The sequence below is a fragment of the Variovorax sp. genome (assembly GCF_035634955.1).
Classification (GTDB): domain Bacteria; phylum Pseudomonadota; class Gammaproteobacteria; order Burkholderiales; family Burkholderiaceae_C; genus Variovorax.
Genome location: NZ_DASQBZ010000004.1, coordinates 53,336 through 77,359, shown reverse-complemented (window position 1 = coordinate 77,359; position 24,024 = coordinate 53,336). Strand labels below are relative to the sequence as shown.

At 69.4% G+C, this 24,024-nt stretch carries 22 protein-coding genes; 9 read left to right on the top strand and 13 right to left on the bottom strand.

Features of this window, described 5'->3' with window-relative positions:
* Nucleotides 1–77: 77 nt before the first annotated feature.
* From VES41_RS01365 to VES41_RS01355, 3 genes are read left to right on the top strand one after another with little or no spacing between them, the layout of a single operon-like run.
* The gene (locus VES41_RS01365; protein WP_324812009.1) at nt 78–1,751 is read left to right on the top strand and encodes an efflux RND transporter periplasmic adaptor subunit; all 1,674 of its coding nucleotides are present in this window, start codon (nt 78–80) and stop codon (nt 1,749–1,751) included.
* Entirely contained in the window at nt 1,751–4,945 is a 3,195-nt protein-coding gene (locus tag VES41_RS01360) for a multidrug efflux RND transporter permease subunit (RefSeq protein ID WP_324812007.1), read from the top strand. The genes VES41_RS01365 and VES41_RS01360 overlap by 1 nt, the downstream gene beginning before the upstream one ends.
* Nucleotides 4,932–6,401 carry an efflux transporter outer membrane subunit gene (locus VES41_RS01355; protein ID WP_324812005.1) on the top strand — a complete coding sequence of 490 codons (1,470 nt, stop codon included), beginning with the start codon at nt 4,932–4,934 and terminating at the stop codon, nt 6,399–6,401. Before VES41_RS01360 ends, VES41_RS01355 begins: the two co-directional genes overlap by 14 nt.
* Here the strand turns inward: VES41_RS01355 and VES41_RS01350 are convergent.
* Genes VES41_RS01350 through hppD form a run of 3 tightly spaced genes read right to left on the bottom strand, consistent with a single transcriptional unit; the run spans nt 6,385 to nt 9,110 of the window.
* Entirely contained in the window at nt 6,385–7,089 is a 705-nt protein-coding gene (locus tag VES41_RS01350) for an SDR family NAD(P)-dependent oxidoreductase (protein WP_324812003.1), read from the bottom strand. The genes VES41_RS01355 and VES41_RS01350 overlap by 17 nt on opposite strands.
* Nucleotides 7,080–8,012: a phenylalanine 4-monooxygenase gene (gene phhA, locus VES41_RS01345; protein ID WP_414718984.1), complete on the bottom strand. Its 933-nt coding sequence runs from the start codon at nt 8,010–8,012 to the stop codon at nt 7,080–7,082. The genes VES41_RS01350 and phhA overlap by 10 nt, the downstream gene beginning before the upstream one ends.
* Nucleotides 8,013–8,027: 15 nt before the next feature.
* On the bottom strand, nt 8,028–9,110 hold the full coding sequence (hppD, locus tag VES41_RS01340) for a 4-hydroxyphenylpyruvate dioxygenase (RefSeq protein WP_324812000.1): 1,083 nt from the start codon (nt 9,108–9,110) through the stop codon (nt 8,028–8,030).
* A gap of 140 nt (nt 9,111–9,250) precedes the next feature.
* On the opposite strand from hppD, the gene VES41_RS01335 reads away from it, so the two are divergent.
* The gene (locus VES41_RS01335; RefSeq protein WP_324811998.1) at nt 9,251–9,733 is read left to right on the top strand and encodes an Lrp/AsnC family transcriptional regulator; all 483 of its coding nucleotides are present in this window, start codon (nt 9,251–9,253) and stop codon (nt 9,731–9,733) included.
* A gap of 2 nt (nt 9,734–9,735) precedes the next feature.
* Here VES41_RS01335 and ureG read toward each other — a convergent pair whose 3' ends face one another.
* The 3 genes from ureG to ureE are packed head-to-tail and all read right to left on the bottom strand — an operon-like array spanning nt 9,736 to nt 11,649.
* Nucleotides 9,736–10,383 carry an urease accessory protein UreG gene (ureG, locus tag VES41_RS01330; protein ID WP_324811995.1) on the bottom strand — a complete coding sequence of 216 codons (648 nt, stop codon included), beginning with the start codon at nt 10,381–10,383 and terminating at the stop codon, nt 9,736–9,738.
* 24 nt (nt 10,384–10,407) lie between these two features.
* On the bottom strand, nt 10,408–11,091 hold the full coding sequence (locus VES41_RS01325) for an urease accessory protein UreF (RefSeq protein WP_324811993.1): 684 nt from the start codon (nt 11,089–11,091) through the stop codon (nt 10,408–10,410).
* A gap of 9 nt (nt 11,092–11,100) precedes the next feature.
* Nucleotides 11,101–11,649, bottom strand: a complete 549-nt coding sequence (ureE, locus tag VES41_RS01320; RefSeq protein WP_324811990.1) for an urease accessory protein UreE — start codon at nt 11,647–11,649, stop codon at nt 11,101–11,103.
* A gap of 366 nt (nt 11,650–12,015) precedes the next feature.
* On the opposite strand from ureE, the gene VES41_RS01315 reads away from it, so the two are divergent.
* Complete coding sequence (locus tag VES41_RS01315) at nt 12,016–12,945, top strand: OmpA family protein (protein WP_324811986.1); 930 nt, start codon at nt 12,016–12,018, stop codon at nt 12,943–12,945.
* A gap of 4 nt (nt 12,946–12,949) precedes the next feature.
* Here VES41_RS01315 and ureC read toward each other — a convergent pair whose 3' ends face one another.
* The 4 genes from ureC to VES41_RS01295 form a co-directional block, all read right to left on the bottom strand.
* Nucleotides 12,950–14,668: an urease subunit alpha gene (gene ureC / locus VES41_RS01310; RefSeq protein WP_324811983.1), complete on the bottom strand. Its 1,719-nt coding sequence runs from the start codon at nt 14,666–14,668 to the stop codon at nt 12,950–12,952.
* A complete protein-coding gene (locus VES41_RS01305; RefSeq protein ID WP_324811981.1) occupies nt 14,668–14,973 on the bottom strand; it encodes an urease subunit beta in 306 nt (101 codons plus the stop codon). Before VES41_RS01305 ends, ureC begins: the two co-directional genes overlap by 1 nt.
* 16 nt (nt 14,974–14,989) lie before the next feature.
* A complete protein-coding gene (locus VES41_RS01300) occupies nt 14,990–15,169 on the bottom strand; it encodes a hypothetical protein (RefSeq protein WP_324811979.1) in 180 nt (59 codons plus the stop codon).
* Nucleotides 15,170–15,247: 78 nt separating this feature from the next.
* A complete protein-coding gene (locus tag VES41_RS01295; protein ID WP_324811977.1) occupies nt 15,248–15,550 on the bottom strand; it encodes an urease subunit gamma in 303 nt (100 codons plus the stop codon).
* Nucleotides 15,551–15,592: 42 nt separating this feature from the next.
* On the opposite strand from VES41_RS01295, the gene VES41_RS01290 reads away from it, so the two are divergent.
* The 4 genes from VES41_RS01290 to VES41_RS01275 are packed head-to-tail and all read left to right on the top strand — an operon-like array spanning nt 15,593 to nt 21,396.
* Nucleotides 15,593–19,141 (top strand): ATP-binding protein, encoded by a 3,549-nt coding sequence (locus VES41_RS01290; RefSeq protein ID WP_414718982.1) that lies wholly within the window; start codon nt 15,593–15,595, stop codon nt 19,139–19,141.
* Nucleotides 19,138–20,172 (top strand): response regulator transcription factor, encoded by a 1,035-nt coding sequence (locus tag VES41_RS01285; RefSeq protein WP_324811972.1) that lies wholly within the window; start codon nt 19,138–19,140, stop codon nt 20,170–20,172. The genes VES41_RS01290 and VES41_RS01285 overlap by 4 nt, the downstream gene beginning before the upstream one ends.
* A 46-nt stretch (nt 20,173–20,218) precedes the next feature.
* Nucleotides 20,219–20,698, top strand: coding sequence for a GNAT family N-acetyltransferase (locus VES41_RS01280; RefSeq protein WP_324812251.1), 480 nt, complete (start codon nt 20,219–20,221; stop codon nt 20,696–20,698).
* A 41-nt stretch (nt 20,699–20,739) separates the two neighbouring features.
* Nucleotides 20,740–21,396, top strand: a complete 657-nt coding sequence (locus VES41_RS01275) for a glutathione S-transferase family protein (RefSeq protein ID WP_324811970.1) — start codon at nt 20,740–20,742, stop codon at nt 21,394–21,396.
* 40 nt (nt 21,397–21,436) lie between these two features.
* On the opposite strand, the gene VES41_RS01270 is transcribed toward VES41_RS01275, so the two are convergent.
* From VES41_RS01270 to recJ, 3 genes are read right to left on the bottom strand one after another with little or no spacing between them, the layout of a single operon-like run.
* Nucleotides 21,437–21,850, bottom strand: coding sequence for a hypothetical protein (locus tag VES41_RS01270; RefSeq protein WP_324811968.1), 414 nt, complete (start codon nt 21,848–21,850; stop codon nt 21,437–21,439).
* A gap of 9 nt (nt 21,851–21,859) precedes the next feature.
* The gene (locus tag VES41_RS01265; RefSeq protein ID WP_324811965.1) at nt 21,860–22,243 is read right to left on the bottom strand and encodes an MliC family protein; all 384 of its coding nucleotides are present in this window, start codon (nt 22,241–22,243) and stop codon (nt 21,860–21,862) included.
* The gene (gene recJ / locus VES41_RS01260) at nt 22,240–24,021 is read right to left on the bottom strand and encodes a single-stranded-DNA-specific exonuclease RecJ (RefSeq protein ID WP_324811962.1); all 1,782 of its coding nucleotides are present in this window, start codon (nt 24,019–24,021) and stop codon (nt 22,240–22,242) included. Before recJ ends, VES41_RS01265 begins: the two co-directional genes overlap by 4 nt.
* Between the last annotated feature and the right edge of the window lie 3 nt (nt 24,022–24,024).

Here is a 24,024-nt window from a genome sequence, read left to right as displayed (position 1 = left end):
TGACAATTAGACTCGCGCGAGCGTTTGCATCATGTGAAAGAGTCAGCCCGGCGTACAGGCCGAGAGGAGTCAGGATGATGTTTTCCGCAGGAGTCGGAGCGGTCGATGCACGGCCTGTCCTGGGGACGGCTGTGCTCCTGCTGGCGGTGCTGGTGGCCGCGTGCTCGAAGGAGCCGGCGCCTGCGGCCGCGGGGCCGGGTGCGGCAGCGGTCTCGGCGCTGACGGTCAAGGCGCAGACCCTGCCGGTGACCTTCCAGTTCGTCGGCCAGACAGAGAGCGCCCAGCAGGTCGAGATCCGGGCGCGCGTGGACGGCTTCCTGGAAAAGCGCGTCTACCGCGAGGGCAGCTTCGTCAAGCCGGGCGAGCCCCTGTTCCTCATGGACCGCAAGCCGTTCGAGGCGGACCTGCAGGCCGCCCGGGCCGAGTTGGCCCAGCAGCAGGCGCGCCTGACCACCGCCCGTGCCAACCTGGCCCGGGTCAAGCCGCTGGTGGCGGACAACGCGCTCGCGGCGAAGGATCTCGACGACGCCACGGGGCAGGCGCAGGCCGCGGCCGCGGCCGTCGAGGCGGCCAACGCCAAGGTGACCGACTCGCAGCTTCGCCTGGGCTACACCACCATCGCGTCGCCGCTGGCCGGCCTCAGCTCGTTCGCCAAGGTGCAGGAGGGGGCTTACGTCAGTGCATCCAACAGCCTGCTGACCTACGTGGCCCGGCTCGACCCGATGCGGGTGAACTTCAGCCTCTCGGAAAACGAAAGCCTGCGCGTGAAGGACGAGGTGAAGAGGGGCCTGCTCACGCCCGCGCCGGGTGACCGCTACGGGGTGGAGCTGGTGCTGGCGGACGGCTCGGTGTTTCCGGCCAAGGGCCGCATCACCTTCGCCGACGCCGCGTTCAGCCAGGAGACGGGCACCTTCCTCCTGCGTGCCGAGCTGCCAAACCCCGACGGCCAGCTGCGTCCCGGGCAGTTCGTGCGCGTCAACGTGATCGGTTTCTCGCGACCGGGGGCCATTGCCGTGCCGCAACGCGCCGTGCAGGAAGGGCCGCGCGGCCAGTTCGTCTGGGTGGTCGATGCCGACGGCAAGGCGAACCAGCGGCCCGTGGTGGCCGGCGACTGGCTGGGTGACCAGTGGCTGGTGAGCGAAGGCCTCAAGGACGGCGAGCGCGTCGTGGTCGATGGTTTCATGCGGCTGGCGCCCGGGATGGCGGTGCAGGCGAAGGAGGTCCCTGCGCAGGCGTTGCCCGCGCCCGCCGCCGGCGGCGCCGCCGCCGCGTCGCCGGCTTCCGCACCAGCGGGCGCGGGGACCGCGGCGCATGCCGCGGCAACGGCATCCGCGGGATCTTCGGGAGGCGCGCCCGCGGCGACCACTGGGACTGGAGCAGCTGGCGCGACTGGCGCAAGCGCGGCAACCCCAGGCGCGCCCGCACCTGCAGGCGCGGCGCCGCGCGCCGTGTACTTCGACTCCGACCGTGCCCGGGTGGACGCCACCGGCCGCGCCGTGCTGGCGGCGCTGGCCGCCGAACTGAAGGCAAAGCCGCACTTGCGCGTCACGTTGCAGGGCTACGCGGACAGCACCGGCAGCGCGCGGCGCAACCGGGCGCTGGCCAGGCAGCGCGCACAGGCGGTGCGCGACGCACTGGTAGCCGCCGGGGTGCCGGCCGGCCGCATCGAGCTGCGAAAGCCGGCCGACATCACCGGTGGCCAGGCACCGGTGCAGGCGCGCCGGGTCGACATCGCGCTGGCGGCGGCCTGATGAAGATCGCGCACTTCTTCATCGACCGGCCGGTCTTCGCGGCCGTGATCTCCATCATCCTGGTGCTGGCCGGGGCGGTGGCGATGGCCAACCTGCCGATCGCGCAGTTCCCGGAGATCACGCCGCCGCAGATCTCGGTCACCGCCTCCTACCCCGGCGCCAGTGCCGAGGTGGTGGCGCAGAACGTGGCCGCGCCGATCGAGCAGCAGGTCAATGGCGCCGACAACATGATGTACATGAACTCGACCTCGAGTTCGACCGGCAACATGACGCTGTCGGTGTACTTCAAGATCGGCACCGACCCGTCGCTGGCGCAGGTGGACGTACAGAACCGCGTCAACCTGGCGCTGCCGACGCTGCCCTCGGCGGTGAGCCAGCAGGGCGTGTCGGTGGCCAAGAAGTCGCAGGCCTTCATGATGATCGTGGCGATCTACTCGCCCGACAGCAGCCTGGACGCGACCTACGTCGCCAACTTCGCCAACATGAGCGTGCTCGACACGCTCAAGCGCATCCCGGGCGCCAACCAGAGTTCGATCTTCGGTGCGCCCGACTACGCGATGCGCCTCTGGCTCAAGCCGGACCGCATGGCCAGCCTGGGACTGACGGCGACCGACGTGCAGCAGGCGGTGGCGGCGCAGAACCAGCAATACGCGGCCGGGCGCCTCGGCGCATCGCCGACTGCGGCGCCGGTGCAGCAGACTTTTCCGGTCGCGACATCGGGCCGAATGACCGAGCCGGCCCAGTTCGACAATATCATCCTGCGGGCGCAGGCCGGCACCGGCGCCATCGTGCGAGTCAAGGACATCGGCCGCGCCGAACTGGGCGCCAAGGACTATTCGATCCGCTCGCGCTACAACGGCAAGACCGCGACGCTCATCGCCGTCTACCAGCAGCCCGGCGCCAACGCACTGCAGGTGGCGACCGACGTGCGCACGGCGCTGGCGGACATGAAGAAGAGCTTTCCGCCGGGGCTGGACTACGACATCGCGCTGGACACGACGGAGTTCGTCAAGGAGTCCATCAACGAGGTGGTGCACACCTTCTTCGAGGCATTGGTGCTGGTGGTGCTGGTGGTGTTCCTGTTCCTGCAGAGCTTGCGGGCCACCATCGTGCCGATCCTGGCGGTGCCGGTGTCGATCGTCGGCGCCTTCATCGGCATGACGGCCATGGGCTTCTCGATCAACATGCTGACGCTGTTCGGCATGATCCTGGCCATCGGCATCGTGGTGGACGACGCCATCGTGGTGGTGGAGAACGTCGAGCGCAACATGAGCGAGTTCGGGCTCGACCCGAAGACCGCGGCCAAGCGCGCCATGGACGAGGTGAGCGGGCCGGTGGTGGCGATCGTGCTGGTGCTGTGCGCCGTGTTCATTCCGGTGGCGTTCCTGTCGGGCATCACCGGGCAGCTGTACAAGCAGTTCGCGGTCACCATCGCGGTGTCGGTGGTGCTCTCTGGCGTGGTGGCGCTGACGCTGTCGCCGGCGCTGGCCGCCATCCTGCTCAAGCCGCACCCGCCGGGCAGCGAGCATGGCAGGAAGGGCTTCTTCGGCTGGTTCAACCGCGGCTTCGACCGCGTGACCGAAGGCTACAGCCGCAGCACGCAGCTGGCGATCCGGCGCGCGGCCGTGTCGCTGCTGCTGATCGCGGGCATGGTGGTGATCATGCTCGGCCTGTTCAAGCGCGTGCCGGGTTCGTTCCTGCCGGTGGAAGACCAGGGCTACATCTTCACCGCCGCCATCCTGCCGGACGCGGCCAGCCTGGACCGCACCGAAGCTGCGACCGACCGGGCGCAGAAATGGTTCAGCCAGCAGCCCGGCGTCCAGTCGGTGGCCACCGTGCCCGGTTTCTCGCTGATCGACTCGCAGCTCAAGTCCAACGCGGGCCTCCTGTTCGTGGCGCTCAAGGGATTCGCCGAGCGGCAGGCGGCATCCGACAAGGCGGACGCCCTGATCCACGACGCCGCGCGCGAATTCGCCAAGGACCAGGAAGCGGTGATGATCCCGGTGAACCCGCCCTCGATCCCCGGGCTGGGCACCACCGGCGGCTTCGAGTTCTGGGTGCAGAGCGAAGGCGACGCGCCGCTGCAGCGGCTCGAGGAACTCACGCGCGAGATCATCGCCAAGGCGAATGCGCGGCCGCAGCTGCGCGGCGTCAACTCCACCATCAACACCCGATCGCGCCAGTTGCTGGTGGACGTCGACCGCGACAAGGCCGAGAGCCTGGGCGTGCCGGTGCAGGACGTCTACAGCACCTTGCAGACGCTGTTCGGCTCGCTCTACGTGAGCCAGTTCCCGAAGAACAGCCGGCTGTTCCAGGTGATCCTGCAGGCCGAGCCCGACTACCGCACCAAGCCGGAAGACCTGCAGAACATGTACGTGCGCAACCACGGCGGCGAGATGGTGCCGCTGAAGGCGATGGCGAGCACGCGCTACGTGGTCGGTGCCGACCTGGTGACCCGGTTCAACAACTACCCGGCGGCCAAGATCTCGGGCGGGCCGGCGCCGGGCTACAGCTCGGGTCAGGCGCTCGACGCGATGGAGGCGGTCGCGCGCGAGGTGCTGCCCGAAGGCTTTTCATTTGCCTGGTCGGGCCAGGCCTACGAGGAGAAGTCGGCCGGTTCGACCGCGGGCCTGGTGTTCGGCTTCGCGCTGGTCATGGTGTTCCTGATCCTGGCGGCGCAGTACGAGAAGTGGACGCTGCCGCTGGGCGTGCTGCTGGCCGTGCCGTTCGCGCTGTTCGGCGCCATCGTCGCGATCTGGCTGCGCGGCACGGAGAACGACGTGTATTTCCAGATCGGCCTGACCGTGCTGATCGCGCTGGCGGCGAAGAACGCCATCCTGATCTTCGAGTTCGCGGTGGAGCTGCAGCACAAGGAAGGCATGTCGCCGTACGACGCCGCGATCGGCGCGGCCCGGCTGCGCCTGCGGCCGATCATCATGACGTCGCTGGCGTTCATCCTCGGCTGCGTGCCGCTGGCGATCGCCAGCGGCGCATCGTCCGCCAGCCGGCATTCGCTGGGCACCGGCGTGATCGGCGGCATGCTGGGCGCCACGGCGATCGCGATCTTCTTCATTCCGATGTTCTTCTGGGGCCTGCAGACCCTGAGCGAGCGCGGGGCCAGAAGGAAAGGCGCGGCAGCCGGGCCTGCGGGCGACGCGGCGGCAGATGCAGAGGCGGACCATGCGCCGCGGTGACCGGCCCGGGCAACGGCGCCCGGTCGGGGCCGTGCACGCCGCGCTCGTCGCGGCCCTGCTGCTTTGCGGTTGCACGCTGGGGCCCGACTATGCCCGGCCGACGCTGACCGTGCCCGATCGCTTTCGTGCCGCGGCCGATGCCGGCGCAGCCAGCGCAAGCGCGGCCGACAGCGCGTGGTGGCAGCAGTTCGGCGACGCGCAGCTGGATGCGCTGATCGACGAGGCGCTGGCGGGCAACCAGGACGTCGTGGCCGCCGCGGCACGCGTCGACCAGTTCTATGGCGCGCTGGGCACCACCCGTGCGCAGCTCTTTCCGCAGCTGGGTGCCGATGTCTCGGGCGCCCGCACGCGGGCGAGCGGGCAGACCATCAGTCCGGCACCCGGCGCCAACCCGTACAACGCGTTCCAGGCCAGCCTGCTGGCGAGCTGGGAAATCGACCTGTTCGGGCGGACGCGTCGCCTGACCGAGGCGGCGGCCGCCGAACTGAACGCCAGCGAGGCAGCCCGGCGCGCCACGGTGCTGTCGGTGGTGGCGGCGGTCATCGCCGGCTACGTGCGGCTACGCGACCTGGACCGCGAGGTGGAGGTCGCCCGCTCCACCGTGGGGCTGCGCGAGGACACGCTGCGCCTGTTCCAGCGCCGGCGCCAGGGCGGCGTGGTGTCCGACCTCGAGGTCAACCAGGCGAGCTCCGAATACGCGAGTGCGCTGCGCACGCAGCGCCAGCTGGAGCAGCAGGCCGTGCAGCAGGAAAACGCGTTGTCGGTGCTGGTCGGCCGCAACCCGGGGCCGATCGCGCGCGGACTGGCGATCCAGGCGCTGCGCATGCCGCCGGTGCCGTTCGGGCTGCCGTCGCAGGTGATCGAGCGGCGCCCCGACCTGCTCGCGGCCGAGCAGCAGCTGGTGGCGGCCAACGCGCGGATCGGCGCGGCCAAGGCGGCGTACTTCCCCAGCATCTCGCTGACCGGGGCCTTCGGCTCGGCCAGCCGTTCGCTGTCGGACCTGTGGAGCGGCAGCGCCCGCACCTGGACGTACGGCGCGGACATCAGCCTGCCCATCTTCACCGCCGGCGCCATCGCCGGCCAGGTGCAAAGCGCCGAAGCGGCGCAGCGCGTGTCGGTGGCCAACTACCGGCAGGCGGTGCAGACGGCTTTCCGCGAGACCGACGATGCGCTAACGGGCGTGCGCCAGACGCAGCTGGCGCGCGACGCCGCGCAGCAGCAGACCGAGGCCCTGGCCAACTATGCGCGGCTGGCGCGCAAGCGCTATGACGGTGGCTACACCAGCTACCTGGAGGTGCTGGACGCCGAGCGCAGCCTCTTCAATGCCCAGCTGCAGCTGTCGCAAAGCCAAGCCGACGTGCTGCTGCAGGCGACCCAGCTGTACAAGTCGATCGGCGGCGGCTGGGTCGACCTGGCCGGGCAGAAGGCGCCCGAGCCCCTCAGCTCAGCCCGGTGACCGGTAGCGCGGCGCCGTGCACGGCGCGCGCCGCGGGCGAGGCCAGGAAGGCGATCACCTCGGCCAGGTCGGCCGGCGCCACCCATTGCGCGGGATCGGCGTCGGGCATGTCGGCGCGGTTTTCCGGCGTGTCGATGATGGTCGGCAGCACGCAGTTGACGTTGATGCGCTGGCTGCGAAGTTCGGCGGCCATCGACTCGGTCAGGCGGATCACCGCGCTCTTGGATGCGATGTAGGCGCCCATGTTCGCCAGCCCGCGCTGCGCCGCGAACGCGCCCACGTTGACGATCCTGCCGCCGCCTTGCTGCTGCATCACGGGCACGACGGCCTGGGCCATGTTGAGCATGGTGCGCATGTTCAGGCCGAACATCGCGTCCCAGGTGTGCGCCTCGGTGGCGTGCACGGGCGTGCCCATGCGAAAGCCGCCGGCCAGGTTGCACAGCACGTCGATGCGGCCGAATCGCTCGAGAACCGCGTCGGCGGCGGCCTGCGCGTCCTGTGCGTCGAGCAGGTCGGCGGCCACGAATCGCTGTCCATCGGTTTCAGGGCCGAAGGTCGACGCGAGGCGCTCGACCTGCCGGCCCACCAGGGCCAGGCGCGCGCCGCGCGCGGCGAAGACCTGCGCCACCGCGCGTCCGAGATTGCCGGCGGCGCCGGTGACGAGTACGACCTGGTTGTTCATTGGCAAGCCTGCGTGCTTCGCTCGGCGGTGCGAGCCTTGTGATAGGAGCCGGTGCCGCGGGACACCAGCCGGTCGGTCTCCAGGACCGTGCCCGGCTCGTGGTCGGGCAGTCCGTCGATGCGCTCGTACAGCGGCGCGAAGTCGATGTGCGCCAGTTCGAGCAGGGCATCGAGGTTGTCGATGACGAAGTAGCTTTCCTGGAAATCGTCGATGCGGTAGCGGGTGCGCATGACGCGCTCGAGCTCGAAGCGGATGCGGTTGGGCGAAGCGCTCTCCAGAGAGAAGACGCTCTCGGTATAGGAAGATGCGATGCCGGCGCCATAGATGCGCACGCCGTCGGGCTGCTGCACCAGGCCGAACTCCACCGTGTACCAGTACACCCGGGCCAGCTTGTCGAGCACGCCCAGCTCGCGTGCCCGCAGGCCGCCCCGGCCGTAGGCCTGGATGTAGTCGGCGATCACCGGATTCATCAGCATCGGCACGTGGCCGAACACATCATGGAAGACGTCCGGCTCTTCCAGGTAGTCGAGCTCGTGCGGCCTGCGGATGAACTGCCCGGCCGGAAAGCGCCGGTTGGCCAGGTGGTCGAAGAACACCTCGTCGGGCACCAGGCCGGGCACCGCGACCACCTGCCAGCCGGTGCGCTGCATCAGAACGTCGGACAGGCGGCGGAAGTCGGGAATCTGCTCGGGGCCGATCGGCAGGCTCTCCATGCCCGCGACGAACTCGTCGCAGGCACGGCCCGGCAGCAGCTTCGTCTGGCGCTCGAACAAGGTCTTCCAGACGGCGTGCTCGGCGGGCGTGTAGCGTTCCCAGCCCTGGTCGATGGTCCAGTCGGCACGCGCCGGCTGCGCGCCGCCGGCCAGGCCGTGCAGCGTCTTGGCGTCGCTGCCGGCCTCGGGGCTCACGCTGGTGTCCTGGGTTGACACGGCGCAGCCTCGGTCTCAGGCGGTCTGCAGCACGCCGCGGCGGATCTGGTCGCGCTCGATCGACTCGAACAGCGCCTTGAAGTTGCCTTCGCCGAAGCCGTCGCGGTAGTCGCCCTTGCGCTGGATGAACTCGAAGAACACCGGTCCGAAGGTGGGCTTGGAGAAGATCTGCAGCAACAGGCGCGGCGTGCCCCCTTCGGTGGTGCCGTCGAGCAGGATGCCGCGCGCCTGCAGCTCGGCCACCGGCTGGCCGTGGCCGGGCAGGCGGGTTTCCAGCATCTCGTAATAGATTTCGTTGGGCGCGTCCAGCAGCGGCACGCCGGCCAGGCCCAGCTTGTCGATGGTGCCCAGGATGTCGTCGGTGAGCAGCGCGATGTGCTGGATGCCTTCGCCGTTGAACTGCATCAGGAACTCCTCGATCTGGCCGGAGCCCTTGGACGATTCCTCGTTCAGCGGGATGCGGATCTTGCCGTCCGGCGCCGTCAGCGCCTTGGACGTCAGCCCGGTGTATTCGCCCTGGATGTCGAAGTAGCGGATCTCGCGGAAGTTGAACAGCCGCTCGTAGAAGCCGGCCCAGAAGGCCATGCGGCCGCGATAGACGTTGTGGGTCAGGTGGTCGATGACCGACAGGCCGTGGCCCGGCGGGCGGCGGTCGGCGCCTTCGACCCACTCGAAGTCGATGTCGTAGATGGACTTGCCGTCTTCATGGCGGTCGATCAGGTACAGCGGCGCGCCGCCGATGCCCTTGATCGCCGGCAGGCGCAGCTCCATGGGGCCGGTGGCCATCTCGACCGGCTGGGCGCCCAGTTCGAGCGCGCGGGCGTAGGCCTTGTGCGAATCCTTCACGCGGAAGGCCAGGCCGCAGGCCGACGGTCCGTGCTCGGCGGCGAAATACGCAGCCGGGCTGTGCGGCTCGCGGTTGACGATGAAGTTGATGTCGCCCTGGCGGTAGAGCACCACGTCCTTCGAGCGGTGGCGCGCCACCAGCGAGAAGCCCAGGGCTTCGAACATCGGCTCCAGGATGCCGGGCGTGGGCGAGGCGAACTCGACGAACTCGAAACCTTGCAGGCCCATGGGGTTGTCGAAAAGATCGGCCATATGTGTCTCCGGTGGGGCGCTTGAGCGTGGGGATTGAGAGGGTTGGATGAGATGGGATGCTACGAATTCCTCAAGCACGCTTGATGCATATTTCGGCTGCCGAGCGGCCCTGCGCGCAGGAAACCTGCAAAATCAGTGGAATGAACGCACAAACCGAACTCGATCGACTGGATCTCCGCGTGCTCGAACTGCTGCAGGCGGACGGGCGCGCCACCTACGAGCAGATCGCCGAGCGGGTGGGCCTGTCGCCTTCGGCCACCCTGCGGCGGGTGCGGCGGCTGGAGGAGTCGGGCGTGATCGACCGCTACGTGGCGCTGGTGCGCCCCGAACGGGTCGGCCTGGCATTGACCGCCTACATCAACGTCCGGCTGGAAAAGCATGCCGAAACCCACAAGCGCAGCCCGATGGACGCCTTTCGCGCCAGCGTGCAGGGTTGGCCCGAAGTGGTCGAATGCAGCTCGCTCACCGGCGAGATGGACTATCTCCTGCGCGTGATGGTGGCCGACATGGCGCACTACTCGCGCTTCGTCATGGACACCCTGCTCAAGCACCCCAGCGTGCAGGACTGCAAGACGAGCTTCGTGCTCGAGAGCATCAAGCGCACGACCGCCCTGCCGCTGTAGCGCTACTCGCGCAGCATGCCGCGTTCCTCGATGAACGCGATCACCTGGTCGAGCCCGTCCTGCGTCTTCAGGTTGGTCATCACGTACGGCCGGTTCTTGCGCATGCGCTGCGTGTCGGCTTCCATTACCGACAGGTCGGCACCGACGTACGGGGCCAGGTCGGTCTTGTTGATGACGAACAGGTCGCTCTTGGTGATGCCCGGGCCGCCCTTGCGCGGAATCTTCTCGCCGGCGGCGACGTCGATCACGTAGATGGTCAGGTCGCTCAGCTCGGGGCTGAAGGTGGCGGCGAGGTTGTCGCCGCCGCTCTCGACGAAGACCACGTCGGCGTCCGGGAAGGTGGCCAGCATGCGATCGATCGCCTCGAGGTTGATCGACGCGTCCTCGCGGATGGCGGTGTGCGGACAGCCGCCGGTTTCCACGCCGATGATGCGTTCGGCCGGCAGCGCGCCGGCCACCGTGAGCAGGCGCTGGTCTTCCTTGGTGTAGATGTCGTTGGTGATGGCCACCAGGTCGTACTGCTCGCGCATGCGCTTGCACAGCATCTCGAGCAGGGTGGTCTTGCCCGAGCCGACCGGGCCTCCGATGCCCACGCGCAGCGGCGGCAGGTTCTTGGTGCGATGGGGAATGTGGTGCAGGGCGGCGCTCATGGTCGTGTGGCGGAGGATCTGGAACTAGCTTCTGAAAAGGCGTGAATACTGGGTTTCGTGCCGGGACGACAGCACGGCGAGCATCGGCGTGAACGCCTGCCGCTCGTCGTCGGACAGCCCCATGGCGTGCTCGACCGCAGCGGGAATGACCGCGGCCAGGCGTGCCAGGATGCGCTGGCCGGCACCCTGCCCGAGCGGCACCGCCTTGACGGCGGCACCGGTCATGTTCTCGGCCCAGCCGAATGCGAAGGCCAGGCAGCCGTCGCGCACGCTGGCGCTCGTGCGGGCCACGGCGAAGGCGAAAGCCACCGGATAACTCGCCGGCAATGCGCCGAACACGTCGGCCGCGTCCTCGTGGTGCAGCTTCAGCCACTCGACGAAGGACCGGCCCATCTGCTGTGTCTGCAGCAGGAATTCGGCCGATTCGCGGGTTTGCAGCACCCAGTCGTTCAGGGCGGCGATGCGCGCGTGGTCGGCGGCGCGCCATGCGGCGATGGCCTGCGCCAGCACCGCCAGGTCACCGCGTGCCAGGCCCAGGTGCAACTGGTCGTCCAGCCAGTCGGCGGCTGCGGACTCGCTGGAGACGCCGGCCAGTTCAACGGCGGATTCCAGGCCTTCCGAATAGGCGAAACCGCCCACCGGGAGCGCCGGCGAGGCCAACCAGATGAGCTGCAGCAGGCTGGCGGGATCGCTGGGTGCGGGAGTCATCGCGAAGGGTCAATGGGAATGACTGTGATCGTGGCCGTGATCGTGGCTGTGGCTGTGGCCGTGTTCGTGCTGATGGCCGTGGCCGTGGCCGTGGCCGGTGGCGCTGGCCCCGTAGGCGCCGCCTTCCGGCTCGAAAGCGGCGCTTTCCTCCCGCACGATCAGGTGCATGGCGCGCAGCATGTCGGCCAGCACGTGGTCCGGCTCGATCTTCAGATGGTCGGGCCTGAGCTCGATCGGCACATGCCGGTTGCCCAGGTGATAGGCCGCGCGCGTCAGGTCGAAGGGCGTGCCGTGCTGCGGGCAGTGCGTGATCACCAGTACCGGCTGAGGCGCCGACACCACCCGCACGAGCGACCCGTCTTCGGCCACCAGCACGTCGCCGCCCCGCACGCAGGCGCCCCGGGACAGGAACACGCCCAGGCGCCGGCCTTGCGAGTCGGTGCAGTCGAAGCGGCTCTTCTGGCGGATGTCCCAGTCCAGTTCCACGGTGGCGGCGCGCCTGAGGAGAACCGGGGCGAGGCCGCGACCTTGGGGAACGAGTTTGTTGGCGGTGAGCATGGGCAGGAGCGCGAAGTGATGTGGGCGGCGGCGTGTCGGCGCCGCGCGACGATGAAAGTGATCGAGGTTGCCCGGATTGTCACTGCAATTACCGCGCCCATCGGGGAGTGTCCTCGTGACGTGCCGCCGGTCGCGATGCGGGCCGACTTTCCATCGTCGGTTTGACAAAGAAATCAGGTTTGAAAAATCAATATTGATTTGCGCATTGAATTGATTCTAATGACGTGATTGGGTGAAATGAATCACGCCCGGTTGCGCCGATAGTCGATATATTTGTTTGCCTATTGATCGCCATGGGTGGTTGATTTGTTTTGATAAATGTCGCCAATTGGCACTCCGGATTTAACAAATATGCTGAAATTCAATATGTCCACAGGAAAGCTGGCGTCCCGGACCCGGGCCGCGGTCTTGCTGGCGTCGGCCACCGTGTGCATGGGGGCGTCCGGCCTGTGCCATGCGCAAGCGGTCGATCTGAGCCAAGGCGCGGCATACCACCCCGTGCCCGGGGTTGCGAAAGGCCAGGCCCAGCTGGTGGTCATGCGCAAGAGCCTTCCGCCGGGCGACCCGGCTGCGCGGCAGGGAGCGCATGTCTATATCGACGGTTCGCTCAACACCGCCCTGCTGCCGGGCACCTACACCCGCTTCTGCGTGGCGCCGGGCCAGCACAACATCGAGGCCTATGTCGGCGACGAGCCCTTCTTCGCGGGCAAGGCGCATCCCAGGACGCAGGTTGAGCTCAAGGGCGGCAACACCTATTTCGTCGCCGTCTCCGACGGTGGCGCCGGCGAACTGGTGCCTTACGGCCGCGAAAAAATGGAACCGATGCTGGCCGACATGCGCGAGCTTCGCTTCGTGGTCAACCGGGCCCAGGCCGTGATGCCCTGCGAGCCGGAGGCCGAGCGCACCATCTACACGCTCAAGTCCGACGTGCTGTTCGACTTTGCCAGAGGCGACTCCGCGGCCATCACGGCAGAAGGCCGCGCCGAAATCGGGCGCCTGGGCGCCGAGATCCGCGAGAAGGCCGCCGAAGGCCCGCTGAATATCTCGGTACGCGGCCACGCTGACCCTATCGGGCGCGCATCTTCCAACCTCGTACTCTCACGCGAACGCGCGCAATCGGTACGGCGTGTGCTGGTGAGCAGCGGCGTCACGTCCGAGTGGATCCGGGCCGAAGGCGTCGGAAGCCGCGAGCCCGTCACCGACTGCGGCGCCGGCCCCGCGACCCGCTCGCGAATCGAGTGCAACGCGCCCAACCGCCGGGTCGAGGTCATCGTCCAGCCGGCCGTCGAGCGCTGAGGCTTCAGAACAGGAAGTAGCGCTGCGCCATGGGCAGCACCTTGGCCGGCTCGCAGGTCAGCAACTGTCCATCGGCGCGCACGGCGTAGGTCTGCGCGTCGATCTCCATGGCCGGCGTCAATCCGTTGTGCACCATGTGCTTCTTGCGCACTCCGCGGATGTTGCGCACCGCGCTCAGGGTCTTGGCCAACCCGAAGCGCTCCCCAATGCCGGCATCCAGCCCCGCCTGCGATACGAACGTCAGGGACCCCCGCGCCAGCGCACCGCCGAAGGCGCCGAACATCGGGCGGTAGTGCACCGGCTGCGGCGTCGGGATCGAGGCGTTCGGATCGCCCATCGCCGCCAGCGCAATGGCGCCGCCCTTGACGATCGTGAAGGGCTTGATGCCGAAGAATGCCGGCTTCCATACCACCAGGTCGGCCCACTTGCCGACCTCGATGCTGCCCACCTCGTGGGCGATGCCGTGGGCAATGGCGGGGTTGATCGTGTACTTGGCCACGTACCGCTTGGCGCGGAAGTTGTCGTTGCGCTCGCTGTCCTCCGCCAGTGTGCCGCGTTGCTGCTTCATCTTGTGCGCCGTCTGCCAGGTGCGCAGGATGACCTCGCCGACGCGGCCCATGGCCTGGCTGTCGCTGCTCATCATGCTGATCGCGCCCATGTCGTGCAGGATGTCCTCGGCCGCGATGGTCTCCTTGCGGATCCGTGACTCGGCGAATGCCAGGTCTTCCGCGATGCCGGCGTCCAGGTGATGGCACACCATGAGCATGTCGACATGCTCGTCCAGCGTGTTGACCGTGTAGGGCATCGTCGGGTTGGTCGACGACGGCAGGAAGTTGGCCTCGCCCACCACCCGGAGGATGTCCGGCGCGTGGCCGCCGCCGGCGCCCTCGGTGTGAAAGGCGCAGATGGCGCGCCCGCCCACGGCGGCGATGGTGTCCTCGACGAAGCCCGATTCGTTGAGCGTGTCGGAGTGGATGGCGACCTGGGTGTCGGTGGCATCGGCCACGTCCAGGCAATTGCTGATGGCCGACGGGGTGGTGCCCCAGTCCTCGTGCAGCTTCAGGCCGATCACGCCGGCCTCGATCTGCTCGTGCAGGCCCTGCGGCAGGCTGGCGTTTCCCTTGCCCAGGAATCCCAGGTTCATGGGGAAGGCCTCGGCCGCCTGCAGCATCCGCTCGATGTGCCAGGCCCCCGGCGTGCAGGTGGTGGCGAAGGTGCCCGTGGCCGGGCCGGTGCCGCCGCCGAGCATGGTGGTGATCCCGGCGGCCAGCGCTTCCTCGATCTGCTGTGGACAGATGAAGTGGATGTGGCTGTCGATGCCGCCGGCGGTGACGATCATGCCCTCGCAGCTGATGATCTCGGTGCCGGGGCCGATGACGATGTCCACCCCGGGCTGCACGTCCGGGTTGCCGGCCTTGCCGATGGCCATGATGCGCCCGTCGCGAAGTCCGATGTCGGCCTTGACGATGCCCCAGTGGTCGAGGATCAGGGCGTTCGTCATGACCGTGTCGGCCGTGCCCTCGGACCGGGCGCGCTGGCCCTGCGCCATGCCGTCGCGGATGGTCTTGCCGCCGCCGAACTTCACCTCTTCGCCGTAGCCGCCGGCACGCAGCGTGTAGTCTTCCTCGACCTCGATCAGGAGGTCGGTGTCCGCGAGGCGGACGCGGTCGCCCACCGTGGGGCCGAAGATCTCGGCGTAGGCGCGCCGGGAGATGGTTGCCATCAGAGGGTTCCTTGGATCAGGCCGCGAAAGCCGTAGACGACGCGGGCGCCGCCGAAGTCGCACAGTTCGACCGTGCGCTGCTGGCCGGGCTCGAAGCGCACCGCGGTGCCCGACGCGATGTTCAGCCGCATGCCGTGCGCGGCCTCGCGATCGAAGTCGAGCGCGCCGTTGGTCTCGGCGAAGTGGTAGTGGGAGCCGACCTGGATCGGCCGGTCGGCGGTGTTTCGCACCACCAGCGTCAGCACGCGGCGGCCCCGGTTCAGGGTGTGCTCGCCGCCGTCGGTGATCAGTTCGCCGGGAATCATGTCCGTTCGGCCCCGCTCACTTGCGGCCCAACCAGACGGCGGCCCCTACCGCCAGCGCCAGGGCCAGGTAGACCGCAGCGTCGGTGGCATGCCAGTGGGGGCCTTCGAGGCCGTGGCCGGGATGGGCGAGGGCGAGCGACGAGGCGGCGAGGCCGGCGAGCGCGGCAAGGGTACGGAATGCGGTGCGGTGGGTCATGGTCAGGGCTTGTTCAAGGTTGCGGCTGGCCCGCTCGCCGGCCGGCGGTCCGGTGCGCGGCGGGGCGGGAGGCGGAAATCACGGAATGGGCTGATGGACCGTCACCAGCTTGGTGCCGTCCGGAAAGGTCGCCTCGACCTGGATGTCGGGCAGCATCTCGGGCACGCCCTCCATCACGTCGTCGCGGGACAGCAGCGTGCGGCCCTCGCTCATCAGGTCGGCCACGCTGCGGCCGTCGCGCGCGCCCTCCATGACGGCGGCCGAAAGCAGGGCCACGGCTTCGGGATAGTTGAGCTTGAGGCCGCGGGCCCGGCGGCGTTCGGCCAGCAGGGCGGCGGTGAAGATCAGCAGCTTGTCTTTTTCTCGGGGCGTCAGTTCCATGGGGCTCGACTATCAACGGTTGACACATAGTTTGCAACGATCATGCCGCCCGGCACGAGTGTTGCACCCAATGTGACCGTGACCACGTCCGCCTCGACACCCGCCCCCGGCTCGGCCGCCGCTCCCGAAGCGCCGGAGGCGCCGCAGCGCATCGTGAAGGTGCGGCGCGACTACAACAGCTGGGTGGCCAGCGAGACGCTGGAGGACTATGCGCTGCGCTTCACGCCGCAGCGCTTCCGCAAGTGGTCCGAATGGCGCGTGGCCAACACGGCGTTCGGCGCCGCTTCGTTCCTCATCCTGGAGGCGGTGGGCGCCACGCTGCTGGTGCAGTACGGGTTCATGAACGCGTTCTGGGCGATCCTGTGCACGGGGCTGATCATCTTCCTGGCCGGCCTGCCCATCAGCGTCTATGCCGCGCGCTACGGCGTGGACATGGACCTGCTGACGCGCGGGGCGGGCTTCGGCTACATCGGCTCGACCATCACCTCGCTGATCTACGCGAGCTTCACCTTCATCTTCTTCGCGCTCGAGGCGGCGGTGATGGCCTACGCCCTGGAGCTGGCCCTGGGCATTCCGCCGGCCTGGGGCTACCTGGTCTGCGCGCTGGTGGTGATCCCGCTGGTCACGCACGGCGTGTCGGCCATCAGCCGCCTGCAGTTGTGGACACAGCCCGTCTGGCTGCTGATGCTGGTGGTGCCGTTCTGCTACGTGCTGCTGCGCGATCCTGGTGCGTTCGACGGCATCACGCACTACAACGGGGCGCACAGCGCCTCGCCCGATTTCCAGCTGCCGCTTTTTGGTGCGGCGCTCACGGTGGGCATCGCGCTGATCACGCAGATGGGCGAGCAGGCCGACTACCTGCGCTTCATGCCGGCGCGAACCCGCGCCACCCGCGGCCGCTGGTGGCTGGGCGTGCTGGCCGGCGGGCCGGGCTGGGTCCTGCTGGGCGTGGCCAAGATGCTGGGCGGCGCGCTGCTGGCCTACCTGGCCATCTCGCACATGGTGCCGCCCGAGCGCGCGGTCGACCCGAACCAGATGTACCTGGCCGCCTACGAGTACGTCTTTCCCAACTACACCTGGGCGGTGTGGGCAACGGCGTTGTTCGTGGTCATCTCGCAGCTCAAGATCAACGTGACCAATGCCTATGCCGGCTCGCTGGCGTGGAGCAATTTCTTCTCGCGGGTGACGCACAGCCACCCGGGCCGCGTGGTCTGGGTGGTCTTCAACACGCTGATCGCCTTCATGCTGATGGAGATGGACGTGTTCGAGGCGCTGGGCGACGTGCTCGGGCTGTACGCCAACATCGCGATCGCCTGGATGATGGCGGTGGTGGCCGACCTGGTCGTCAACAAGCCGCTGGGCCTGTCGCCGCCGGGCATCGAGTTCAAGCGGGCGCACCTGTGGGACATCAACCCGGTCGGCGTGGGCGCCATGGCCCTGGCGTCGCTGCTGTCGATCGTGGCCTACCTCGGTGCCTTCGGGCCGCTGGCGCAGGCGTTCTCGGCGCTCATCGCGCTGGGGACGGCCTTCGTGGCGGCGCCGCTCATCGCGTGGGCCACGCGCGGCCGCTACTACCTCGCCCGGACGGAGGATCCGCGACCGGCCGCCGTCGCGGTCAACCGGGCCCCACGTGGCAACGGCGCGGGCCCGGGCGCCCTGCAGCGCTGCGTGATCTGCGAGCGCACGTACGAGGGCCCGGACATGGCGCACTGCCCGGCCTACCAGGGGCCGATCTGCTCGCTGTGCTGCACGCTCGACGCGCGCTGCGGCGACCTGTGCAAGCCGCATGCGAGCCTGGCGGCGCAATGGTCGGCGGTCCTGCGCGCGGTGCTGCCGCGGGGCGGCTGGCGCTACCTCGACACCGGGCTGGGGCACTTCCTGCTGCTCATGCTGGTGATCGTGCCGCTGCTCGCGGCGGTATTCGGCGTGCTGTACCGGCAGGAGCTGCGCGCGCTGGTCGACGGTGGCGCGGCGGACATCGCGGCGCAGGCGCTGCGGGCCGGCATGCTCAAGGCTTCGATGGCGGTGCTGCTGATCGCGGGCATCGTCGCCTGGTGGCTCGTGCTGGCGCACCAGAGCCGGAAGGTGGCGCAGGAAGAATCCAACCGGCAGACGCTCCTGCTGATGCGCGAGATCGAGCTGCACCGCGAGACCGACCGCGCCTTGCAGGCCGCCAAGCGCACCGCCGATGCCGCCAACCAGGCCAAGAGCCGCTATATCAGCGCCATCAGCCACGAGTTGCGCACGCCCCTCAACAGCATCCTGGGCTATGCCCAGCTGATGGGCGAGGACCAGGCCGTGCCCCCGCACCGCCGCCAGGCCGTGGCCGTGATCAAGCGCGGCGGCGAGCACCTGTTGCAGCTGATCGAGGGCACGCTGGACATCGCCCACATCGAGGCCGGCAAGCTCACGCTGCACGCCCGGCCCATGCCGTTCGCGCAGACCATGCAGGCACTGGCCGACATGTTCGAGCTGCAGGCCGAGGACAAGGGGCTGGCCTTTCGCTTCGAGCCCTCCGGCGCGCTGCCGGAAGTGGTGCGCGCGGACGAGAAGCGCGTGCGGCAGATCCTGATCAACCTGCTGGGCAACGCCATCAAGTTCACCACGCGCGGCCATGTCGTGTTCCGGCTGAGCTACGCGCGCGAGTTCGCGGCGCTCGAGATCGAGGACACCGGCCCCGGCATGTCGGCCGACGAGGTCCAGCGCGTGTTCGAGCCATTCGCGCGCGGGGCCGGTGTCGCCGTCGGTGGCGCCGGCCTCGGCCTGACGATCGCCAAGATGCTGACCGACCTGATGGGCGGCGAGATGTCGTTGCGCAGCACGCCGGGCGAGGGCTCGGTGTTCCGCGTGCGCCTGTTCCTGCCGCGGCTGCACGACGCGCGGGCGACCGAGCCCGGCGCGTCGCGCCCGGCCACGGCGGCGGCACGACTGGGCTACCTGGGGGCGCGTCGGCAACTCCTCGTGGTCGACAACGAGGAGGCCGACCGCCAGTTGCTGGTCGACGTGCTGGCGCCGCTGGGTTTCGAGATCCGGACCGCGGCGAGCGGCCACGACGCGCTCGACCTGGTGGCCGCCGGCCTGCGGCCGGACGCCATGTTCGTCGACCTGGCCATGCCGGGCATCGACGGCTGGGAGACCATCCGCCGCGCACGCAAGCTCGGGCTCGACCGCACCGCAATCGCCATCGTGTCGGCCAACGCCTTCGACAAGCGGCTCGAGAACGACGTGGGCATCACGCCGGAAGACTTCTTCGTCAAGCCGGTGCGCCACACCGAGCTGCTCGACTGGCTGGAACAGCGCCTGGCGCTGGCCTGGACCGCCGAGCCGGTGCATGCCGGCGCCTCGGCGCAGGATGCCGCGGCGGCGCCGTTGCAGGTCCCGGACGCCGGCCACATCCGCCGGCTGGAGGAAGCCGTCGGACTGGGCTACCTGCGCGGCATCATGACGCAGCTCGACGAGATCGACCGGGCCCAGCCCGAGTGCGTCGCCTGGACCGAACGCCAGCGCGCCCTGGCGCGCCGCTTCGACCTGGACGCGCTCAGCCGCTCGCTGGCCGAGTCCGGCGAACACAGCGAATCCGCCCACCGATGATGACGCACGACGCCCCGCCGCCCGCCACCGAAGCTCCGTCGCTTGCCCGCAGCCTGCGCGAAAGCGCAGACGGCGGCGACCTGGTGCTGATCGTCGACGACGTGCCCGACAACCTGGCCGTGCTGCATGACGCGCTGGACGAATCGGGCTACACCGTGCTGGTGGCCACGAACGGGGAGCAGGCGCTGGCGCGCGCGGCGCAGGCGCGACCGGACATCGTGCTGCTCGACGCCATGATGCCGGGCCTGGACGGCTTCGAGGTCGCCCGTCGCCTGAAGGCCGACGCCGCCACCGCAGCCATCCCCATCATCTTCATGACCGGGCTGACCGAGACCGAGCACCTGGTGGCCGCGCTGGAGGCGGGCGGTGTCGACTACGTGACCAAGCCGATCAAGCCCAAGGAAGTGCTCGCCCGCATGAACGTGCACCTGCAGGGCGCGCGCGCGTCGCGCCAGCAGGCGCGCCAGGCTGGACAGGCGCGCAACGCGCTGGACGCCTTCGGCTATGCCAGTGCCACCGTGCAGTGGCCGCAGGGCCGCATCATCTGGCAGACCGGCCTGGCGCGCGACCTGTTCCTGCGCTATTGCGGCACGCAGGCGCCCGACGCGCCGCAGGCCGTGCTCGACTGGCTGCGTCGCCATCTCGACGACGCGGTGCAGCGCCAGCTCGAGCCGCCGCCGCTGGTCATGGCGCAGGGCGGCGCCAGCCTGAGCATCCGGCTGCATCAGCAGACCGCCCACGACGAGGGCCACGACGAGTGGCTGCTGATCCTGCGCGAATCCTCCGACAGCTCGGTGATCGAGACCATGAGCCTGGCGCTCAAGCTCACGCCGCGCGAGGCCGAGGTGCTGTACTGGGTGATCAAGGGAAAGACCAACCGCGACATCGGCGAGATCATCGGAAGCAGCCCGGCGACGGCCAAGAAGCACCTCGAGCGCGTGTACGTCAAGCTGGGCGTGGAGACGCGCACCGCGGCGGCCGGCGTGGCCATCAGGAAGCTGCGCGAACTGCAGCCCGGTTTCGAGATCTGAGCCGTTCGCCGCGCGCCGGCCGCATTGATCGTACGATCGCGGGATGTTGTCCCAGACGCTTCGCTTTCGCGGCGCCACGGCCGCCGACCTGCCCGCCATCGTCGCCATGCTGGCCAACGACCCGCTCGGGGCGCAGCGCGAGCGTCTCGAGGACCCGCTGCCGCCGTCCTACCTGAGTGCGTTCGAGGCGATCGCGCGCGATCCGAACAACGAGCTCGTCGTGGCCGAGGGCGGGGACGGCCAGGTCGTGGGCGTATTGCAGCTGACCTGCACGCCCTACATCACGCACCAGGGCGGCTGGCGCGCCACCATCGAGGGCGTGCGCGTGCACGAGTCCTGGCGCTCGGCCGGCGTGGGCCGCCGGTTGTTCGAGTGGGCCATCGCCCGGGCACGCGAGCGCGGCTGCCATCTGGTGCAGTTGACCACCGACAAGCAGCGGCCCGACGCGCTGCGTTTCTACGAGCAGCTGGGCTTCGTCGCCACGCACGAAGGGATGAAGCTCAAGCTGTCCGCGCCGGCGGCGTGACCGCCGCAACCCCATTGACCACGAGAAGAGGAACGAAACAGATGTACAAGCTGCACGGCTTCGCCCAATCGGGCAACACCTACAAGGTGGCGATGATGCTGCAAGCCCTGGGGCAGCCCTGGACGCCGGTCCATGTGCCGTTCGGCGAGTTCGTCGGCGGGCTCACGCGCACCGACGCCTGGCGCCAGGCGAACAACGCCATGGGCGAAGTGCCGGTGCTCGAGGATGAGGGCGGACGCAGGCGCACGCAGTCCGGCGCCATCCTCGTCCACCTGGCGCGCAGGCACGGCGCCTACGGCGGTGCGACCGAGGACGAGCAGGACGAAGCGCTGCGCTGGCTGTTCTTCGACAATCACAAGTTCACGAGTTTCCTGGCGACCTGGCGCTTTCTGAAGTCCTTCGCGCCCTCGGCACCTGACCCGGCGGTGGAGCGCTGGCTCAAGGGCCGGATCGACAGCGCCTTCTCCATCGTCGAGAAGCACCTGGCGTCGCAAGACTGGCTGGTGGGCCGGCAACCCACGATCGCGGACATGTCGCTGGCCGGTTACCTGTACTTTCCGGCCGAGGAGAGCGGCTACGACATCGGCCGCGACTTTCCGGCCATGGCGCGATGGCTCGACCGCTTGCAGCAGCAGCTGCCCGGCTGGACACCGCCCTACGAGTTGCTGCCTGGGGAGCGGCTGACGCCGCGCCGTTGACGAACAGGCGCGGCCGCCGCGCCGCATGCACTTGAGGCCGTCAACCGGCGGCGGCCAGCACCATCCACAGCGCGCTCACGGCGGCGATGCCGAGCACCAGCACGGCGCCGAGCAGCCAGCGCACCAGGAGTCGATTGGCCTCTACGCGCCGGATGAGCAGCGCGTTCTGGCTGGCCAGGGTATCGATCAGGGCGGTGGACTCGACCATCTGCCGGTGGAGTTCTTCCAGTGCTGCGTCGCTTGCGTCCAGGCGGGCCTGCAGGTGCGCCAGCCGTGCCTCGGGCGTGCGCGGCGCCGACAGGGGCGGAGCGTCCTCGCCGCCCCCGGCCGTGCCCGGTGCCTTCCTGGCGACGTTGCCCCACAGTTTCTTCGCGGTCTCGGCAATCTGCGGCGCGTTGCTGATGACTTCGGTCCAGGGGACCATCTTGAGGACGGAATACCAACCCACTGCCATGTCGGCCCCTCAGCCTTGGCGCACGCAGCGCAGCGGCATCGCGTTCGGGCCCCAGCGCAACTGCACTTCGCCCTGGTGTTCCCAGAACTGGACGTTGGCGCCTTCGTAGCGCGCGCCGCTCGCGGCCGGCTGGCGCTGCAGTTCGGCGACGCTGTCGGCGCGCCTGAGCGTCATCGACGATGCGTCGGGCTGGCGATAGCGCGCCACGATCGTCGACGGCGGGGTGTCGTTGCAGACGAAGCGGACCGCCGGCCCCAGGCCCGCGTCCGCGGCCGGCGAGCCGTTCGTGCCGCAGGCGCTCAGCGCCACCGCGGCGGCGGCAGCGAGGGCCATGGCGGTGGGCGAGCGGAGCAGGCGCCGCGGATGGACGGGGCAGGTGTCAAAGGTCTTCATCGCTTGTGTCCTTGAGTGGTTCCGGTGGCCGGCAGTTCCGCGCCCTCGATCATGAAGCGCACGCGCCGCACGCCTTGCCATTCGTCGGCCTCCAGCCTGTAGGCAAGCACCACGCGCGGCGGCAGCGGCTCGGTATGGCCGAACCATATGCCATCGACCGGCCGGCCCTGGTGCCGCAGCTTCAGCGCCAGGTGCTTTTCCCCGAGCAGGCGCTGTGACAGGACCTCCACCTCTTCGCTGAAGGTGGGCGGCGCGAAGCCCTGGCCCCAGACCTCGCGCTGCAGCGTGTCGACCAGGTCGATGCGCAGGTATTCGGGGGCCAGCGGCCCGTCGGTTTCGAGCCGCCGGGTGAGCGTTGCGGCGTCCAGCCATTCGGCCGCGACCTGGGCGAATGCGGACTGGAATTCGCCGAGCCGGTCGCGCGCCAGCGTACAGCCGGCCGCCATGGCGTGACCGCCGAAGCGAAGCAGCACCCCGGGGTGTCGCTTGGCCACCAGGTCGAGCGCGTCGCGCATGTGGAAGCCGGCGATCGAGCGGCCCGAGCCTTTCAGTTCGCCGGACTTGCCCTCGGCGCCGCTGGCGGCGAAGACGAAGGTGGGCCGGTGGTATCGGTCCTTGATGCGCGAGGCGACGATGCCCACCACGCCTTCGTGGAACTCGGGGTCGAACACGGTGATCGCCGCCGGCGGCGCCTGGTCGTCTGCGAACATCCGTTCGGCCACGAGCAATGCCTGTTCGCGCATTTCGCCTTCGATGCCGCGGCGCTCGCGGTTGATCTCGTCGAGCATGCGGGCCAGTTCCTCGGCGCGCGCTGCATCGTCGGTGGACAGGCATTCGATGCCCAGCGTCATGTCGGCCAGCCGGCCGGCGGCATTGATGCGCGGGCCCAGCGCGAAGCCGAAGTCGAAGGTGGTGGCCGCCGCCGGCGTGCGGCCGGCCACCCTGAACAGCGCGGCCAACCCGGGCGGCAGCACGCCGGCGCGGATCCGCCGCAGGCCCTGCGCCACCAGTCGGCGGTTGTTGGCGTCCAGCCGCACCACGTCGGCCACGGTCCCGAGCGCCACCAGCGGCAACAGGTCGTCCAGCCGCGGCTGCGGCCGGCCTGCGACCGGTGTCCCGCCCGCTGGCGCGGCAGGCGCGGCGTCGAAGGCGCCGCGCGCGCGCAGTTCGGCGCGCAGCGCCAGCAGCACGTAGAACATCACGCCGACGCCGGCGATGCACTTGCTGCCGAAGCCGCAGTCCGGATGGTTCGGGTTGACCAGCACGTCGGCCGCCGGCAGCTCCGGACCGGGCAGGTGATGGTCCGTCACCAGGACCGACAGCCCCAGCGCCTGTGCGGCCGCAACGCCGTCGACGCTGGCGATGCCGTTGTCGACGGTGACGAGCAGGTCGGCACCGCGCTCGGCGACGCGCCGGGCGATGCTCGGTGTCAGGCCGTAGCCATCGACCACGCGGTCGGGCACCAGGTACGTGACCTGACGCGCCCCGAGTCGGCGCAGGCCCCGGAGCGCCACGGCGCAGGCGGTGGCGCCGTCGCAGTCGTAGTCGGCGACGATGCAGATGCGGCGGTCTGCGGCCACGGCGTCGGCCAGCAGCACGGCGGCTTCGCGCGTGCCGCGCAGGGTGTCCGGCGGCAGCAGGCGGGCCAGGGTGTCGTCCAGGTCGTCTTGGCCGTTCACGCCGCGCGCAGCGAACAGCCGCGCCAGCAGCGGGTGGACGCCGGCCTGCTCCAGGGCCCAGGCGCTGCGGGGCGGCACTTCGCGCGCGGAGATCTTCATGGC